Annotated in this window: 16 protein-coding genes; 9 read left to right on the top strand and 7 right to left on the bottom strand. The window is 59.6% G+C overall.

Going from position 1 to position 15,268, the window contains the following annotated elements; all coding sequences use genetic code 11:
• Window positions 1–516: 516 nt before the first annotated feature.
• From IAE34_RS03505 to IAE34_RS03485, 5 genes are all read left to right on the top strand, one after another.
• Window positions 517–906 (top strand): hypothetical protein, encoded by a 390-nt coding sequence (locus IAE34_RS03505; RefSeq protein WP_200137464.1) that lies wholly within the window; start codon window positions 517–519, stop codon window positions 904–906.
• A 236-nt stretch (window positions 907–1,142) separates the two neighbouring features.
• Window positions 1,143–1,661 (top strand): hypothetical protein, encoded by a 519-nt coding sequence (locus tag IAE34_RS03500; protein ID WP_200137463.1) that lies wholly within the window; start codon window positions 1,143–1,145, stop codon window positions 1,659–1,661.
• Between the two features lie 66 nt (window positions 1,662–1,727).
• On the top strand, window positions 1,728–2,090 hold the full coding sequence (locus IAE34_RS03495) for a hypothetical protein (RefSeq protein WP_200137462.1): 363 nt from the start codon (window positions 1,728–1,730) through the stop codon (window positions 2,088–2,090).
• 73 nt (window positions 2,091–2,163) lie between these two features.
• Window positions 2,164–2,835 carry a hypothetical protein gene (locus IAE34_RS03490; protein ID WP_200137461.1) on the top strand — a complete coding sequence of 224 codons (672 nt, stop codon included), beginning with the start codon at window positions 2,164–2,166 and terminating at the stop codon, window positions 2,833–2,835.
• 112 nt (window positions 2,836–2,947) lie between these two features.
• Window positions 2,948–3,898 carry a lysozyme inhibitor LprI family protein gene (locus tag IAE34_RS03485; protein ID WP_233630918.1) on the top strand — a complete coding sequence of 317 codons (951 nt, stop codon included), beginning with the start codon at window positions 2,948–2,950 and terminating at the stop codon, window positions 3,896–3,898.
• Between the two features lie 13 nt (window positions 3,899–3,911).
• Here the strand turns inward: IAE34_RS03485 and IAE34_RS03480 are convergent, their stop codons facing one another.
• The gene (locus IAE34_RS03480; RefSeq protein WP_200137460.1) at window positions 3,912–4,331 is read right to left on the bottom strand and encodes a hypothetical protein; all 420 of its coding nucleotides are present in this window, start codon (window positions 4,329–4,331) and stop codon (window positions 3,912–3,914) included.
• A gap of 152 nt (window positions 4,332–4,483) precedes the next feature.
• Between IAE34_RS03480 and IAE34_RS03475 the strand changes: the two genes are divergently transcribed.
• Together IAE34_RS03475 and IAE34_RS03470 are read left to right on the top strand one after the other, a co-directional pair.
• Window positions 4,484–5,119: a hypothetical protein gene (locus IAE34_RS03475; RefSeq protein ID WP_200137459.1), complete on the top strand. Its 636-nt coding sequence runs from the start codon at window positions 4,484–4,486 to the stop codon at window positions 5,117–5,119.
• A gap of 75 nt (window positions 5,120–5,194) precedes the next feature.
• Entirely contained in the window at window positions 5,195–5,785 is a 591-nt protein-coding gene (locus IAE34_RS03470; RefSeq protein ID WP_200137458.1) for a hypothetical protein, read from the top strand.
• An 87-nt stretch (window positions 5,786–5,872) separates the two neighbouring features.
• Here IAE34_RS03470 and IAE34_RS24645 read toward each other — a convergent pair whose 3' ends face one another.
• Complete coding sequence (locus IAE34_RS24645) at window positions 5,873–6,031, bottom strand: lysozyme inhibitor LprI family protein (RefSeq protein ID WP_442793206.1); 159 nt, start codon at window positions 6,029–6,031, stop codon at window positions 5,873–5,875.
• A 51-nt stretch (window positions 6,032–6,082) separates the two neighbouring features.
• Here IAE34_RS24645 and IAE34_RS03465 point away from each other — a divergent pair, with 51 nt between their 5' ends.
• Window positions 6,083–6,691, top strand: coding sequence for a hypothetical protein (locus IAE34_RS03465; protein WP_200137457.1), 609 nt, complete (start codon window positions 6,083–6,085; stop codon window positions 6,689–6,691).
• Window positions 6,692–6,796: 105 nt separating this feature from the next.
• On the opposite strand, the gene IAE34_RS03460 is transcribed toward IAE34_RS03465, so the two are convergent.
• From IAE34_RS03460 to IAE34_RS03450, 3 genes are all read right to left on the bottom strand, one after another.
• The gene (locus IAE34_RS03460) at window positions 6,797–7,240 is read right to left on the bottom strand and encodes a hypothetical protein (RefSeq protein WP_200137456.1); all 444 of its coding nucleotides are present in this window, start codon (window positions 7,238–7,240) and stop codon (window positions 6,797–6,799) included.
• A gap of 183 nt (window positions 7,241–7,423) precedes the next feature.
• Window positions 7,424–8,161 (bottom strand): FadR/GntR family transcriptional regulator, encoded by a 738-nt coding sequence (locus tag IAE34_RS03455; RefSeq protein WP_200137455.1) that lies wholly within the window; start codon window positions 8,159–8,161, stop codon window positions 7,424–7,426.
• A gap of 113 nt (window positions 8,162–8,274) precedes the next feature.
• Window positions 8,275–10,008, bottom strand: a complete 1,734-nt coding sequence (locus IAE34_RS03450) for an IlvD/Edd family dehydratase (protein WP_200137454.1) — start codon at window positions 10,006–10,008, stop codon at window positions 8,275–8,277.
• A gap of 183 nt (window positions 10,009–10,191) precedes the next feature.
• On the opposite strand from IAE34_RS03450, the gene IAE34_RS03445 reads away from it, so the two are divergent.
• Complete coding sequence (locus IAE34_RS03445; RefSeq protein ID WP_200137453.1) at window positions 10,192–11,499, top strand: MFS transporter; 1,308 nt, start codon at window positions 10,192–10,194, stop codon at window positions 11,497–11,499.
• A gap of 235 nt (window positions 11,500–11,734) precedes the next feature.
• Here IAE34_RS03445 and gyrB read toward each other — a convergent pair whose 3' ends face one another.
• Together gyrB and recF are read right to left on the bottom strand one after the other, a co-directional pair.
• Window positions 11,735–14,155, bottom strand: coding sequence for a DNA topoisomerase (ATP-hydrolyzing) subunit B (gene gyrB / locus IAE34_RS03440; RefSeq protein WP_200137452.1), 2,421 nt, complete (start codon window positions 14,153–14,155; stop codon window positions 11,735–11,737).
• A gap of 4 nt (window positions 14,156–14,159) precedes the next feature.
• Complete coding sequence (recF, locus tag IAE34_RS03435) at window positions 14,160–15,263, bottom strand: DNA replication/repair protein RecF (RefSeq protein WP_200137451.1); 1,104 nt, start codon at window positions 15,261–15,263, stop codon at window positions 14,160–14,162.
• Between the last annotated feature and the right edge of the window lie 5 nt (window positions 15,264–15,268).

The raw sequence follows: 15,268 nt of genomic DNA, 5'->3' as shown, positions 1-15,268 counted from the left end.
CAGGCAGTGGTCGCGCCCGCACCGTTGAGTCCTGGTCGAGCAACAGAAAGCCAACACATGATTCGTTACCTATACAGACGCCTGTTCAAGCGTCACCCCACACAGTCTCCTCACTCAGCATCCAGCGACACTGGCACCCTCATGCCCACGCCTGCCACCAGTACCGTTATCCCTGTGGTGATCACCAGTGCGGTTCTCCAGACCGCCAACCTCGATCAGCGCGACAGCTGCCACGCCCATCGTGGTGACGCTGCAAGCGGGGGTGACGGCCATGGCAGCAACGATGGTTTTTCGGGTGGTGACAGCGGGGGCGGCGACAGTGGAGGGGGAGGCGACGGGGGCGGCGGATGTGATTGATCCAAACGCCAATGATCGCTGGGTGCAGTGATGGCTGGACGAGAGAGCGCAGAGATAAAATGCACACGATGCACCGGCCGAGTCCTGTTCATGGAGCCCTATCGCTTCAGTAACGTTGCACCTGCGGGGCAACGGCTCCAGAGGTGGGGAGGGTGGTTCGTGGAGGAACGCTTCCCTGACCTGATGCCCTGGAGCGCTCCCAAGGGCAGTGGCCAGCAGTATCTGGTGTTCGGCGGTGTAGGAAACGGAGGTTATTCAGTGCTGCGCCGTGGCGTGGTTGAATGCCTGGTCTGCCACGCCCGCTTCGTCCACGACCTGCGTTGGCCGGATGAAGCGTGGTGGCAATGGCCTATTCGGGGCCGGCTGCTCTGGGCGTGGGACCGCGATCATGCCCTGCAGATTCGCGATTATGTTAGTGCTACTCACCGACCGGCACGCGGCCTTCATGGTCCGCTGGGAAGAATCCCTAGTGAGTTCCTGGCCGCGAAGGTTCGCGAAAGCGTAGTCAAGGCCATTGACCGCTCATTGCTGATCCATGGTCTCGACTAGCGGACGCTGTAACACGCTATCCAGATGAACTCGCCAGGACTGCCATAGCCTTGGCTTGGGTCGGCGAAAAGTGAAACCCGTGGCTTTTTCAAGCCATCAGATCAATACCGGTATTACACTCGCGTATTGCGGGAAACCGAACATCGAGTGACTGAAACAAACCCACAGTCTGCGCTTATCGCATTTCTGAAATCGCCCCCTCGGATTGATCCATGAAACCGTGCTCTCGAGATCTGTTGCTGTTCACTCTCCTGGCGCCATTGGCGGCCCACGCCGATATCGCCTCGCAGGCCCCGACCCTGTGCGCCATGGGCGATCAGCCCATTTTCTCCTGTCCTCTCAATGGAACAGCCAAAACGGTATCCCTCTGTGCGTCGGGTGATGTCGCCCATGGCGCGGGCCATTTCTACTACGGCTATGGACGGGTGGGGCCCCCGCCTGAACTGACATATCCGGCCAGCGATGAACAAGCCACCTTCACGCGTACTCACCTCATGCTCGGCGGTGGCAGCGGCGGATATGCTTACGCGTTCACCCGTGGGGGTTTGAAATACACCCTCTACTCGATGTCAGGGGCCAACAACTTTCACGAGGGTGGCTTGACGGTCGCCCAGGAAGGCCAGACGAAACCGCTGAAGCACCTCACCTGCCAGGCGGGCAAGTTCACCGACACGGAAGATGATGCACTCATCGACGCGACGCTCAAGTGGAAGAGTGATCCAGCGATCGAGAAAAACGGACTACAGGTGCCCTGATCGCACAGTCTCCTCGTAGATGATCGACTTCGGTCGTCCAATACCCTCGATACGGAATCCGAGCCCATGCATCTGCGTTCTAGCCTGTTTTGCCTGTGTGTGTTCAGCAGCCTAGGCCACGCTGCGGTCAACTGTTCTGCGCTGGCAGAAAAAATCTCGAGCACAGTGCCTGAGTTTCATCCCGTCCGGGGAGGCGAGGTGATCGGTACGGGACGGGTGCACTTTTACACAGCACCAGATGAAGCCTGCGCTAACCAGAAAATTTTCGTGGTCCCCGGTGATTCCCTCATCGTGTATTCGATTCTGCAAGACGAGTCCTGGTTGGAGGTCAACTTCGTCGCCAAGAACGGCGAGGACTACACCGGTTGGGTAAAAGCAGAGCGGGTGAAGATAGGTGCGCCTCATGGGTTGCCATCTGACGGAGAATGACATGTCGGTGACACCGCTCGATTTAACCCTTCAGATGTATTCCAGCAGGCAAAAGGTCGCTCAGGAGCGCTCCGTGAAAACCACGTTCATCAGCATCAGCCCCAGCGTCATCGTCGGCTGCGCCAAAGACCACGCCAGGCGTTTTCTGAGCAGGCAGCGGGGCAGTGACGCGTGTGCACAGGCGCTGAGCCTGGCCGTACTCCTGACCGCCACGGTGGCCTGCGCCGCACCAGGCGATACGCACGCCGTGCAGGCGATGTTGCAGGCGTCATCACCAGGCTCTGCCGCGACCTGCACGCTCGATCCGCAGGGCAACACCCTCTGCACCCTCGATGGCACGCAGATCGATGCGGGCGACGACTGCACCTCGAACATGGTATTCGGCGCCGTGACTGCGGATCAGGGCGTCACGCTCGAGGACAACTTCAAACCCTCCGCAGGCAAACCCGTCGCACACCTCGGGGTAAACCAGTTGCTGTGTCTGCGTGCGGCCCAACGCAAGGGTGGGGTTCTGGTTCGTGCCTTGGTCATGGCGATTCCAACCCGCACCGTGAAGCTCTGCAAGGATAACGAACTGTGCAAGGACGCCGACTCGACGATTGAATGGAAGCGCCCGACCACCGGCATCCTCTGCACCCTCGAACCGGATGGTCACTACACGGGTGATTGCGCATCCGGTTGGGTGGACGGTAACGATATCGAGGAATATTCGATGGGGCTCAAGCCTGAAGACACCGGGGCCTGAGGTGCCATCCTCGCGACAGGTGTTCGGTAGTGCACCAGAAAAAGCGCAGCGCAAGTAATTCGACATTCGCCGACTCCAGCCAGATGTAGTGAACGAGAGTGGAGAGCACGCCATGCATGACGTTACAACCTTGAGAAACGGCCAGCCCTACGGCGGCCGTGATCACGGGCAGAAAAGAGCAGGGTATGTGAAGCACCTGGTTGCCGTGGGCATCGTCATGGGCTTGGGTGTGCTGCCAGCCTCGGCTTACTCGATGGACTGTAAAAAAGCAGCGACCAGCCTCGATCACCTTGTCTGTTCTGACCAACGCCTTGTCAGTGCCGATGCGGCAATGGGCAAAGCGTATTCCGCGCTGCTGAAAAGTGCGCCCGACCCCGCCGTTCGTGCCCTGCTTGTCAGTAGTCAGCGTCGTTGGATCAAGGCCCGAGACGACGCATTCGGTGACCTCGACACACTCACCGATCAACAGACAGGGGAGTCCTACACCAAGGATGACCAGCGCGAAATCTTGCTGAGTGTCATGCAGCAGCGTACGCGACAACTTGGCGAACGTTTGCCTGGCGACGCTCGATATCCACGTATGATTCAGGCCGTTCTGGATCAACGTGCCTTCGCCAGCCAGTTTTCCGGTGGCCCCTTCGCGGGTACGTCGGTCTCATGTGATTTTCTGCCCCAGTCAGGCAAATACGCCTATGGATGCTTCGGCACGCATTTTTATCAGCACGACGACAGGATCTGTAGCGTATCGATAGACTGGGCCAGTGGTAGCGTCAGCGAAATTCTGGCAGTGGCCAATGTGATTGACGCCAAGCCGACACTGCAGGCGACCTGCAAGGCTGGCGAGAGCAGATGCTCCCCGGAAGACGAGAACAATGCAGAAGCATCAGGCTGGCATGACAGCGCAAGCCACTTTCCGGCGGACACGGTGCACCTCTACGACCGACTCGGCGCTGTCGCGTTGTCTGCATCGGATCCGGAGATGCCGGAGGAAGCGTCCCAGAAGTGGCTACGCAGTTGCCTGACCGATCCGAAGTTTCCGGGCGATGCGCTGATTGCACCATGACGGATAGCGCGGTTCATTCGGACTCGGGCATGGCGGGAAATGCTTCACCTGAAGGGCTGCTGTGGAGAGTGGGGCCGTCACAGCGCATGTCCCGGGTTTCCGATGTGTAATTGGCTTGCATGTGATCATCGACTCGTAGTCGGGTCTTCCACCCGACCGTGGCCTGATAGCTGGCAGTGTCCTTGCCTGAATGCGTTAGACCGGGACCTTGTAGTGTCTTTTTTACGGTTGCGCCACTGTCCAGCACTTCGAGCGTTGCAAGGCCCTGGTGGTCATCCTGGTCCTGTTGCTGAAGTACTGCCAGGCATTGGGTGAAGCTTTCGTAGTGGGTTGGCAGCAACTCCACCGGCCACAGATGAGCGCTGGCTTGAGCGTGCGAACAGGCCAGGGTGTAAAGAAGATAACTGACCACGCCGTAACGGACCGAACTCATGATATCGATACTCTGGCAGGTGGCGGGCAAGGCGTTCGACGATTTTCTTTTGCCCCTGTCGAAACCGTCAATAACTTTGAGTCTTGGACTTCATTCGCCTTTTAGCGCCTTTGACATCAAGCGGTAGCTCGAGCCGCGGAGGAACATCATTCATGAGAGGGTGCCTGCGACTCGCCGTTTTGCTGGCCGCCTGTGCGGGTGTCATGACTACCGCCGGGGCTCAAGGCACCAATCCATATGCGCGTCCTGTCTCTGGAGTCGTCACTGAAAACAAAGATCCTGATGATCTCGGTAGATTTGCGACGGGTGGTTTCAGGGTGCTCGAGTCGGTCAAGGGAGACCTGACGGGCGCCGGCCACTCCGATGTTCTTCTGATTCTCGATCCGCCGCTGGACGAGAGATCCGAGGCCAGCGAACACCTGAAGCGCAGCGTCTTGCTTCTCGTGCGTGACAGCGCAGGTGATTTGCGAAAAGCAGCTATCAACTCGAACCTGGTGCCTTGCTCTACCTGCGCAGGGGCTGCGGGTGATCCCTATGCCTATTCGCGAATTGAAAAAGGGCGTATCACCATCGTTTTAGCCGGTGGCAGCCGTGAGCGATGGACGGATGAATTCAGCTTCAGTTATGTCCCCGACAAGCTGAAATGGGTGCTCTCCAGAGTGGTACGCAAAGTGGGTGACATGGAGTCAACGGACCAGAAGCAGATCGAGCTCACTGCCAAGGACCTGGGCGAGATCTCTTTCAGCGATTTCGATCCGGAGCGCTTACCCGCAGTGACGCTGCCTTGATACTGTCGGGCGCTCAGCGGTGTGCCCATCCCGACAACCCATTCGCCGCTGACCTGATCAGAATACGAGCCTGCCATGAAACACATACCGTGCATGTTACCCATCGCTCTCCTGGCGACTCATACGTTCGCTCATGGCGAACCCGCGACTCGACCGGACGTCACGATCAACCCTCATCCACGAATGAAATATGAGGTCAGCGTAAAGGTGGACGGCTCGCCCGGGCCGTTCGACCGGATCGAAGCGATAGCAGATTACCGGGTGAAGAACGAAGACTGCATCGCCCTGACGCCGTTGACGGGCGCAACCGTCCCGCCGGAAAAGCGTGTACCGCTCACCCTGCTGCGCTCTGGGAATAACCGTTATACATTCGAGTTCTTCACTGACCGGATTCAGGACCAGGATTATTTCGACAGGGGCGTGTGCCAGTGGTCAATCGTGGCAGTGAGCGCGAATCTGTGGATCGAAAACGTGAATTTCAGTGCGCCCCTGTTTCACGACGATATATTCCAGAACCATCCGGTAACGCGTTACTACTCCAATCGCTCCTACGCTACGAGGCACATGGATCGTGTCGATGTGGGCGAGCCGAATCGTGATCAGTATGAGGACGAAGCTAATGCTACCTTCTCCATCACACTGGATGCGCGCAAGACGTCTCAGTGAGTCAATGCGCCCCGACAGAACGTCGAGTATGTTCGTGTTATCTGGGCAAACGCTTTCCAAGCTCCACTGCCCGCTGCGCTGTCTTGTTCAACCGGCACTGGTTGGCGCGAGCATTGCTGCGGTACCGCCTTTTGGGTCGGGTGTGCAGTCCATGTCACGTGAGCCTATCCATGCGCGCTCTTCGTCGCGCAGGGCTGCTCTGGACCTGTACCTTGCTTGCGGGTCGGTGATGGTTGGCCAAAGCATCACTCCAGACGCTGGCTCGCAACGCCAGCCCGACTCACCCAGGAGCAGGGTATGGGGCCCCAACTAGACCCTGTTGATTCGCTCCGGCGGGCGTGGGGTAACCACGGCAACAGCTTGTTGCTCGCAATTTGCCTCATGCTCGCATCGAGCAGCGGGCAAGCCACCCCTGGCGATACGTCCGCAGCGCCACAGCTCCCCGTATCAGCCCCGTTCGCGCTCGATGCCGCAGGCAGCAGTATCGCCATACCGTTCGAGGTCACTGATCGCGTGGTGGATGCCAGGCGGTATCTGATGATCGGCGTGGACGTACCCCACGCAGGGGACTTCCCGGCAGTCGACGACGTGCGGCTGCACGTTCGGCTTTTGCGTGTGCGTGTCGTATACGACGAAGGGGGAGTGCAGGTGCCAATCGAAACCGAAGACACCGATACGATCATCGCTCGCAACTCTGGCAAGCCCAGCCCTCGCGCGGATCCCACGGTATGTCGTCTCCATCTCTACGCGGCGATCGATGAAGAATCGAACCTTTCGGTCTGCGGTTTTCACGCCAGGCGCAACGGACATTACATTGCAGAGATATCGACCATCGAGCCGATGCCCGCCTTCAAGGGTGTCGCCACCACCGTACGTGTAGACAACTACTACAACACCGGCGAGTGAGGCAGAAACCTACATCTCCAGGAAAATGCCGGAGCGCCACCACCTCCCGCTCGGTGCCGGTGCACAGGCATACGCCACCGTGGTAGTGGTCGCCATTCTGGGCAGTCAGCAGGGCCTTAGATAAGTGACGGACCCGTTATTCACCGAGCACATGCGCTGCTCTTCCTGTGGCTGCTGGTAGGCTGCCGCGGCCGCCCTGGCGCGTTCGGCCTGCTCCTTTTCCATGAGTTCACGAATGACCCGTCCGCGTTCCTGGGTCGCCGCACTGTTCTGGTCCATTTGCTCATCGAGCATCTTCACCTGCGCCTGAGTCAACGCAAACTTCTGCTTCTGTAGCTCAAGCGCTTTCGCGCTGCCTGGAGGCGTCTTTTCCAGCTCGGCATCGATTTCCAACACAGCAGCAGGCAAGGAGCCTTGAGCGACCAGTTGCCGATCCATTTCCATCGCGGTCATGGGGCTGGGAGCGAATGGCGCTGAATGGTTTGCCGCACAGGCACTCAAGACGCTCACTGCGGCCAAGACCACCAGCCGGCTCGATGTCGTACTCATACAGGTCTCCCAGTCGAAGAGCGGTCAGGTGACCGTACACTACGATTCACGGCCGGTTTCGTCCAGTGCGCCGAGCGGGAGAAAGAGGAGGGTGATCGTGGGTCTTGTCTAACGTTGAGTTTGCGAACACTCAACGACTATCCGATCGCTCAAGCTCTGATCAAGGCGCAAAAACCGGCGTACTCAATTGAGCTCACCTCGAATAGCCGGATCTTTCCCAAGCATTTTGCTCAAGGCCACACGAGCATCTTCGAGCTGGACGAGTGATGCGTGCCTGGCCCCGAGGGCATCGCGGTTCTGGATCGCGGTGTAGATCGCCTTGTGCCGAGGTAGAGCGAGCTCATCGAAGTTCGCGCGCTGGTTGGAAAACCGAACCGACTCCCGCAGCGCCATGGACAGCATGTTGCAAAGGTGCGCCAGCAGGTCGTTGTGGGTCGCATCGGCAATGCGGGAATGGAAGTCCAGGTCTGGCTGCAGACGCTCTTCGTGATTGCGCGCATTCTCCATTCGCCGGTAGGCCTCGCCGATCGAGTCGACGTCCTCGGCCGTGGCGTTGGTGGCCGCCAGTGCGGCGGCGGCGGGTTCGATGATCAGGCGAACGCTGGACAGGGTGTTGAAGAACTCCTGTTGTGGCGTGGCCTGCATCAGCCAGTGCAGTACGTCGGGGTCGAGCATGTGCCAATCATGGCGCGGTCGCACCTGGGTACCGACCCGTGGACGGGCCTCCACCAAGCCTTTCGCAGTGAGGGCGCGCATGGCTTCACGAAACACCGGCCGGCTGATCGCATAGGTTTCGCACAGGCTGGCCTCGGAGGGCAGTTTCTGCCCAGGCGCGAGTTGCCCGGAGACGATCTGCAGGCCAAGGTCCTGGACCAGGGTGGCGTGCATGCTCTTGCGCGTGGTGGGCTGGCGGTAGTTCATGTGTGGCGAGGGCGATCCTTCGGCTGGAGCTACGCATCATAGCGTGTGGGAATCGCCTTGTGTCGCGAAAGGGCCGCACAGCGGCCCCAGGAAAGCAGGTGATGTTGCGTGACTCAATGCGAATGCTTGGGCACCGCCGAACCGCGACAGCCCACCAGAAAGTCGAAGTCACAGCCTTCGTCGGCCTGCATCACGTGATCCAGGTACAATTTCGCATAGCCGCCACTGATCAGCTGCGGCGGCGCTTGCAGGTCGGCCAGGCGGCCTGCCAGTTCCTCGTCGGACACCTCCAGGTTCAGTCGACCTTTCTCGCAGTCCAATTCGATCCAGTCGCCTTCGCGCACTGCCGCCAACGGGCCTCCGGCGGCGGCTTCCGGGGCCACGTGCAGAACCACGGTGCCGTAGGCGGTGCCGCTCATGCGGGCATCGGAAATACGCACCATATCGGTGACGCCCTGAGCCAACAGCTTGGTCGGCAGGCCCATGTTGCCCACCTCGGCCATGCCGGGATAGCCCTTTGGCCCGCAGTACTTCATCACCAGGATCGAGTTGGCATCCACATCCAGTTCTGGGTCGTTGATGCGCGCCTTGTAGTCCTCGAAGTTCTCGAACACCACGGCCCGGCCACGGTGCTGCATCAACGCCGGAGTCGCCGCCGAGGGCTTGAGCACCGCACCTTTGGGCGCGAGGTTACCGCGCAGAATGCAGATGCCACCCTCGGCCACCAGCGGTCTGTCGAGCGAGCGGATGACCTCTTCGTCGTAAAGCGGCGCGGCCTGGCAGTTCTCCCACAGGCTCTTGCCATTGGCAGTCAGGGCGCTCGGGTTGGGCAGCAGGCCATGTTCGCCCAGCCGGCGGATCACCGCGGGAAGGCCGCCGGCGTAGTAGAACTCTTCCATCAGGAAGCGCCCCGAGGGTTGCAGGTCGACAAGGGTCGGCGTGCCGCGGCCGACGCGGGTCCAGTCTTCGAGCTGCAGGTCGATACCGATGCGCCCGGCGATCGCCTTGAGGTGAATCACCGCATTGGTCGAACCCCCGATGGCGGCGTTTACCCGGATAGCGTTTTCGAAGGCTTCGCGGGTGAGGATCTTCGACAGACGCAGGTCCTCGCGGAGCATATCGACGATGCGCATGCCGGAGAGATGAGCGAGCACGTAGCGGCGTGCGTCCACGGCGGGGATGGCAGCATTGTGCGGCAGCGAGGTACCCAGCGCCTCGGCCATGCATGCCATGGTCGACGCGGTGCCCATGGTGTTGCAGGTACCTGCCGAACGTGACATGCCGGCTTCGGCAGAGAGAAATTCGTTCAGGTCGATCTGGCCAGCCTTATAGGCTTCATGCATCTGCCAGACGATGGTTCCGGCACCGATGTCCTTGCCCTTGTGCTTGCCGTTGAGCATCGGCCCACCCGTGACCACGATGGCCGGCACATCGCAGCTGGCGGCTCCCATCAGCAGGGCCGGGGTGGTCTTGTCGCAGCCGGTCAGCAGGACCACGGCGTCTACCGGGTTACCGCGAATGGCTTCTTCCACATCCATGCTCGCCAGATTGCGGGTGAGCATGGCTGTTGGTCGCAGGTTGGATTCACCGCTGGAGAACACCGGAAACTCCACCGGAAAGCCACCGGCCTCCAGCACACCCTTCTTCACGTGTTCGGCGATCTTGCGGAAGTGGGCATTGCACGGGGTGAGCTCAGACCAGGTGTTGCAGATGCCGATGATCGGCTTGCCCTGGAATTCGTGATCGGGAATGCCTTGGTTCTTCATCCAGCTGCGGTACATGAAGCCGTTCTTGTCGGCAGTGCCGAACCATTGGGCGGAGCGCAACGGGCGTTTGGTATCAGACATGGAGCCACCTAATTAGTATTACTATTTATCGTTATGAAGGTGAATTTAACGCCTTTGACAGCTCATGTGAAGGCTTGTCGTTTTAAATAGTAATACTATAAGATCGTCCGACCAGGTCAGAGGACTGCCAGAAAGCCCCGACCAGGTGCTGTGCTCATTACAAGAACAATTGGAGACATCGCCATGATTCAGGAGCAGCGGCTCGTCCGCCTGGTCACGCTTAAACTCATGCCATTCCTGGTCCTGCTGTACCTGGTGGCCTATGTCGATCGATCGGCCGTAGGTTTCGCCAAGCTACACATGGGCGCCGATATCGGCCTGGGTGACGTCGCCTATGGCCTCGGTGCCGGGCTGTTCTTCATCGGCTACTTTCTCTTCGAAGTGCCGAGCAACCTGTTGCTGGACCGCTTCGGCGCACGTCGCTGGTTCGCCCGCATCCTGCTGACCTGGGGCGCGATCACCATCGGTATGGCGTTCGTGACCGGCCCCAACGGTTTCTATGTCATGCGCTTCCTGCTGGGGGCGGCCGAGGCCGGGTTCTTCCCGGGCGTCTTGTACTACATCACCCGGTGGTACCCGGTGCGCCATCGCGGGAAGATCCTAGGCTTCTTCATCCTTTCGCAGCCGTTGGCGATGCTGGTCACCGGACCACTGTCGGGTGCGCTGCTGGGACTCGATGGCAGCTACGGCCTGCATGGCTGGCAGTGGCTGTTCATCTGCATCGGCACCCCGGCAGTGCTGCTGGCCTGGCCAACCCTGCGGTTTTTGCCCGATGGCCCGGCCAAGGTACGCTGGCTCAGCGACGAACAACGCACCTGGTTGCAGGAACAACTGGCCAATGACCTGCGGGCGTTCGGCCAGACCCGTCATGGCAACCCCCTGCATGCTCTCAAGGACGCCCGGGTACTGTTGCTGGCGCTGTTCTACCTGCCTGTGACGCTGAGCATCTATGGTCTGGGCTTGTGGCTACCCACGCTGATCCACCAGTTCGGTGGCAGTGACCTGGTCACCGGCTTCGTCTCGGCGGTGCCTTACCTGTTCGGCATCATCGGCCTGCTGATCGTGCCGCGCAGCTCCGACCGTCTCAATGACCGCTACGGCCATCTCGGCCTGCTGTATGCCCTCGGCGCTATCGGTCTGTTTCTCAGCGCCTGGCTCACAGTCCCAGCGATGCAACTGGCAGCCTTGTGTCTGGTGGCGTTCGCGCTGTTCTCCTGCACCGCGATTTTCTGGACCCTGCCAGGGCGGTTTCTCTCCGGAGCCAGCGCTGCAGCGGGCATCGCCCTGATCAACTCGATCGGTAACCTCGGTGGCTATCTGGGCCCATTCGGCATCGGCGCGCTCAAGGAGCACACCGGGCAGCTGTCGTCAGGCCTGTACCTGCTGGCTGTGGTGATGCTGTTCGGCTTGCTGCTCACCGGCGTCGTCTACACCCGCCTGGAGCGCCGCCAGCGCCAGGCTTGCGCACGGGCAGCCGAGATATCTCGCTAAACTTGGTAACCAAAAAGCAAGTGCCAGCCTGCGATTGATTCAGTTCGAGACAGCCACCGGCAAGCGCCGTGCAGGTGTGCTGGAAGGTGAGAGAGCCCTGCAAGCGCCAGCGAGTTCGCAAACAAAAGAGCCCGCGAAAGCGGGCTCTTTTGTCAGCGTCGACTCTGAGGCGATAGAACGGATCATTCGTCTAGCCATGAAGCGTGCAGCTATTCCTCGAAGCTGCAAACAGCGATCAGAAGTCCAGGTTGGACACCGACAACGCATTGCTCTCGATGAAGTCGCGGCGTGGTTCCACCGCATCCCCCATCAGCGTGTTGAACAGCTGGTCAGCAGCGATGGCATCCTCGATGGTGACCTTGAGCATACGGCGCACGGTCGGATCCATGGTGGTTTCCCACAATTGATCCGGGTTCATCTCGCCCAACCCTTTATAGCGCTGGATGGTATGACGCTTGGTGCTCTCGTTCATCAACCAGGCCAGGGCTTCCTTAAACTCGGTGACGGCCTTGCGACGTTCGCCGCGTTGTACATAAGCCCCCTCACCGAGCAGAGTCGCCAGTTTGGCGCCCAGTCCTACCACCGAGCGATAGTCGTTGCTGCCGAAGAAGTCACGGTTGAAGGTGACGTAGCTCGCCTGCCCATGGGAAGTGACTTCCACTTCCGGCAGCCAGATATTGCGCTCCTTGTCCTCGCGCAGGCTGGCACTGTAGCTGAGGCCCGAGCGCTGGTTGTGGTTCAGGCGCTCCTGGAATTTGGGCAGCCAGGCCTGCATGGTGGCATGCTCGCCCAGGTGCGCCTGGGTGATTTCCGGCAGGTAGATGAAGTGCTCGGTGAGCTCTTCAGGGTACAGACGCGACAGGCGGTTGAGCGTCTTCATCACGGTGCGGAAGTCATTCACCAAGGCTTCGAGCTGAACGCCCGATACTGGAGGCGCCGACTCGTCCAGGTGAAGACTGGCATCTTCCAGGGCCGACTGGGTCATGTATTCCTCCATGGCCTCGTCATCCTTGATGTACTGCTCCTGCTTGCCGCGCTTGACCTTGTACAGTGGAGGCTGCGCGATGTAGATGTAGCCGCGCTCCACCAGCTCTGGCAACTGACGGAAGAAGAAGGTCAATAGCAGGGTACGGATGTGCGAACCGTCGACGTCAGCATCGGTCATGATGATGATGTTGTGATAACGCAGCTTGTCGATGTTGTACTCGTCGCGCCCGATACCGCAGCCCAGAGCGGTGATCAACGTACCCACTTCCTGGGACGAGATCATCTTGTCGAAACGGGCTTTCTCGACGTTGAGAATCTTGCCCTTCAGCGGCAGGATCGCCTGGGTGCGACGGTTGCGGCCTTGCTTTGCAGAACCGCCGGCAGAGTCACCCTCCACCAGGTAGAGTTCGGAAAGGGCAGGGTCTTTTTCCTGGCAGTCAGCCAGCTTGCCCGGCAGGCCGGCAATGTCCAGCGCACCTTTGCGACGCGTCATCTCACGCGCTTTGCGAGCCGCCTCACGGGCGCGTGCAGCATCGATCATCTTGCCGACGACTGCCTTGGCCTCGTTGGGATTTTCCAACAGGAAGTCGGCGAAGTACTTGTTCATCTCCTGCTCTACGGCGGTCTTCACCTCCGAAGAAACCAGCTTGTCCTTGGTCTGAGAGCTGAACTTGGGATCCGGTACCTTGACCGAAATGATCGCGGTAAGGCCTTCACGGGCATCGTCACCCGTAGTCGATACCTTGTTCTTCTTCGCCAGACCTTCCTGCTCGATGTAGGCGTTCAGGCTCCGAGTCAGGGACGAGCGGAAGCCCACCAGGTGGGTGCCGCCGTCACGCTGAGGAATGTTGTTGGTGAAGCACAACAGATTCTCGTTGAAGCTGTCGTTCCACTGCAAAGCCACTTCCACACCCACGCCATCATCACGTTGGATGTTGAAGTGAAACACTTGAGCGTTCACCGGCGTCTTGTTGGTGTTCAAGTATTCGACGAATGCACGGAGCCCGCCTTCGTACTTGAAAAACTCTTCCTTGCCCGAGCGCTCATCCTTCAAAAGGATACCGACACCGGAGTTGAGGAATGACAGCTCGCGAATACGTTTGGCCAGGATATCCCAGCTGAAGTGGATATTCTTGAACGTCTCAGCCGAGGGCTTGAAGTGAATGTGAGTACCCGTGGTCTCGCTTTCACCCACCACCGCCATCGGGGCCTGGGGGACGCCATGGACGTAGGTCTGCTCCCAGATCTTGCCGCTGCGGCGAACGGTCAGCACCAGCTGCTCCGAGAGCGCATTGACGACCGAGACGCCGACACCGTGCAGGCCGCCCGAAACCTTATAGGAGTTGTCGTCGAATTTACCACCTGCGTGCAGGACGGTCATGATGACCTCCGCGGCCGACACGCCTTCTTCCTTGTGCACATCGACAGGGATGCCTCGACCGTTGTCGCGCACACTGATGGATTCGTCTGGGTGGATGATGACAGTGATGTCATCGCAGTGACCGGCGAGCGCTTCGTCGATCGAGTTGTCCACCACCTCGAAGACCATGTGGTGCAGGCCGCTACCATCATCGGTGTCGCCAATGTACATGCCAGGACGCTTGCGCACGGCATCCAGCCCTTTCAGCACCTTGATGCTGGAGGAATCGTACGTTTGATTTTCGCTCATGCCTTCACTCCCGATGGTCGTGGGTCTGGGTGATACGGCCCTGTTCCACGTGGAACAAAGCAACCGGCGTATCCGTTTGCCAGCCTTCCCTCAGTAATTCTTGATCTACGCAGGTGATGAAAACCTGGCAGCGTAATTCTTCAAGCAAGCGACATAGCGCGCGACGATGCTGCTCATCCAGCTCGGACGGCAAGTCATCCACCAGATAAATACACTGACCACGGCGCGCCTGACTCACCAGATGTCCCTGGGCAATGCGCAGGGCACAGACAACGAGTTTCTGTTGTCCTCGGGAAAGGATGTCAGCGGCGTTGTTGGCGCCGAGCCTGAGACGCAGATCGGCACGTTGCGGTCCGGCCTGGGTATGGCCCATTTGCTGGTCACGGTGCAGCGAATTGGCGAGCACATCGCCGAGATCCCGGTCCTTGTCCCAGCCTCGGTAATAGCTGAGGGTCAACCCTTCCAACTCGACGAGCTCGCTCAACGTGCGTTCGAAGACTGGTTTCAGCGCCTTGATGTAGTCACGTCTGTATTCATCTATATCTGCGCTGGCGAGACATAATTCCCGATCCCATGCGGCTTGCGAAGCAGCATCAAGTGTACCACGCCGCAGCCACGAGTTCCGCTGTCGCAGGGCCTTCTGCAGGCGTTGCCAGGTGGCCATGAAGCGAGGTTCCACGTGGAACACGCCCCAATCTAGAAACTGTCTGCGGACTTTCGGCGCCCCTTCCAGTAATCGGAAGCTGTCGGGGTTGATCAGCTGGAGCGGCAACATCTCAGCGAGCTGGGCAGCACTTCGAGCATTTTGCCCGTCTATACGAATGGTGAACTCGCCTTGCCGCTCCCTGGACACGCCGAGGTTGCTCGTGCCCCCATTAGTCACTTCGACCTGTCCAAACACCGTGCAGGTGGGCTGTTCATATTGAATGACCGGGCCCAGGCGCACGCTACGAAACGAGCGAGCCAAGCCCAGCAGGTGAACGGCCTCGAGCACGCTGGTCTTGCCGCTGCCGTTGTCGCCGTAGAGGATGTTGATGCGGGGGGAGGGTAAGAGGGTCACTGGGTGCAGGTTGCGCACCGCAGTGACCGATAGGCGTCGAAGGGACATTTTAC

Origin of the sequence: Pseudomonas sp. S30 (assembly GCF_016518545.1) — a bacterium.
Classification (GTDB): domain Bacteria; phylum Pseudomonadota; class Gammaproteobacteria; order Pseudomonadales; family Pseudomonadaceae; genus Aquipseudomonas.
Note: the sequence above shows the minus strand (reverse complement) of the source record. Positions and strands in the feature narration are given on the sequence as shown.

Coding starts and splice junctions, on each gene's coding strand:
- IAE34_RS03495 (WP_200137462.1), top strand. CDS start 1,728: ATGCATCTGCGTTCTAGCCTGTTTTGCCTGTGTGTGTTCAGCAGCCTA.
- IAE34_RS03485 (WP_233630918.1), top strand. CDS start 2,948: ATGCATGACGTTACAACCTTGAGAAACGGCCAGCCCTACGGCGGCCGT.
- IAE34_RS03480 (WP_200137460.1), bottom strand. CDS start 4,331: ATGAGTTCGGTCCGTTACGGCGTGGTCAGTTATCTTCTTTACACCCTG.
- IAE34_RS03475 (WP_200137459.1), top strand. CDS start 4,484: ATGAGAGGGTGCCTGCGACTCGCCGTTTTGCTGGCCGCCTGTGCGGGT.
- IAE34_RS03470 (WP_200137458.1), top strand. CDS start 5,195: ATGAAACACATACCGTGCATGTTACCCATCGCTCTCCTGGCGACTCAT.
- IAE34_RS24645 (WP_442793206.1), bottom strand. CDS start 6,031: ATGCTTTGGCCAACCATCACCGACCCGCAAGCAAGGTACAGGTCCAGA.
- IAE34_RS03465 (WP_200137457.1), top strand. CDS start 6,083: ATGGGGCCCCAACTAGACCCTGTTGATTCGCTCCGGCGGGCGTGGGGT.
- IAE34_RS03460 (WP_200137456.1), bottom strand. CDS start 7,240: ATGAGTACGACATCGAGCCGGCTGGTGGTCTTGGCCGCAGTGAGCGTC.
- IAE34_RS03455 (WP_200137455.1), bottom strand. CDS start 8,161: ATGAACTACCGCCAGCCCACCACGCGCAAGAGCATGCACGCCACCCTG.
- IAE34_RS03450 (WP_200137454.1), bottom strand. CDS start 10,008: ATGTCTGATACCAAACGCCCGTTGCGCTCCGCCCAATGGTTCGGCACT.
- IAE34_RS03445 (WP_200137453.1), top strand. CDS start 10,192: ATGATTCAGGAGCAGCGGCTCGTCCGCCTGGTCACGCTTAAACTCATG.
- gyrB (WP_200137452.1), bottom strand. CDS start 14,155: ATGAGCGAAAATCAAACGTACGATTCCTCCAGCATCAAGGTGCTGAAA.
- recF (WP_200137451.1), bottom strand. CDS start 15,263: ATGTCCCTTCGACGCCTATCGGTCACTGCGGTGCGCAACCTGCACCCA.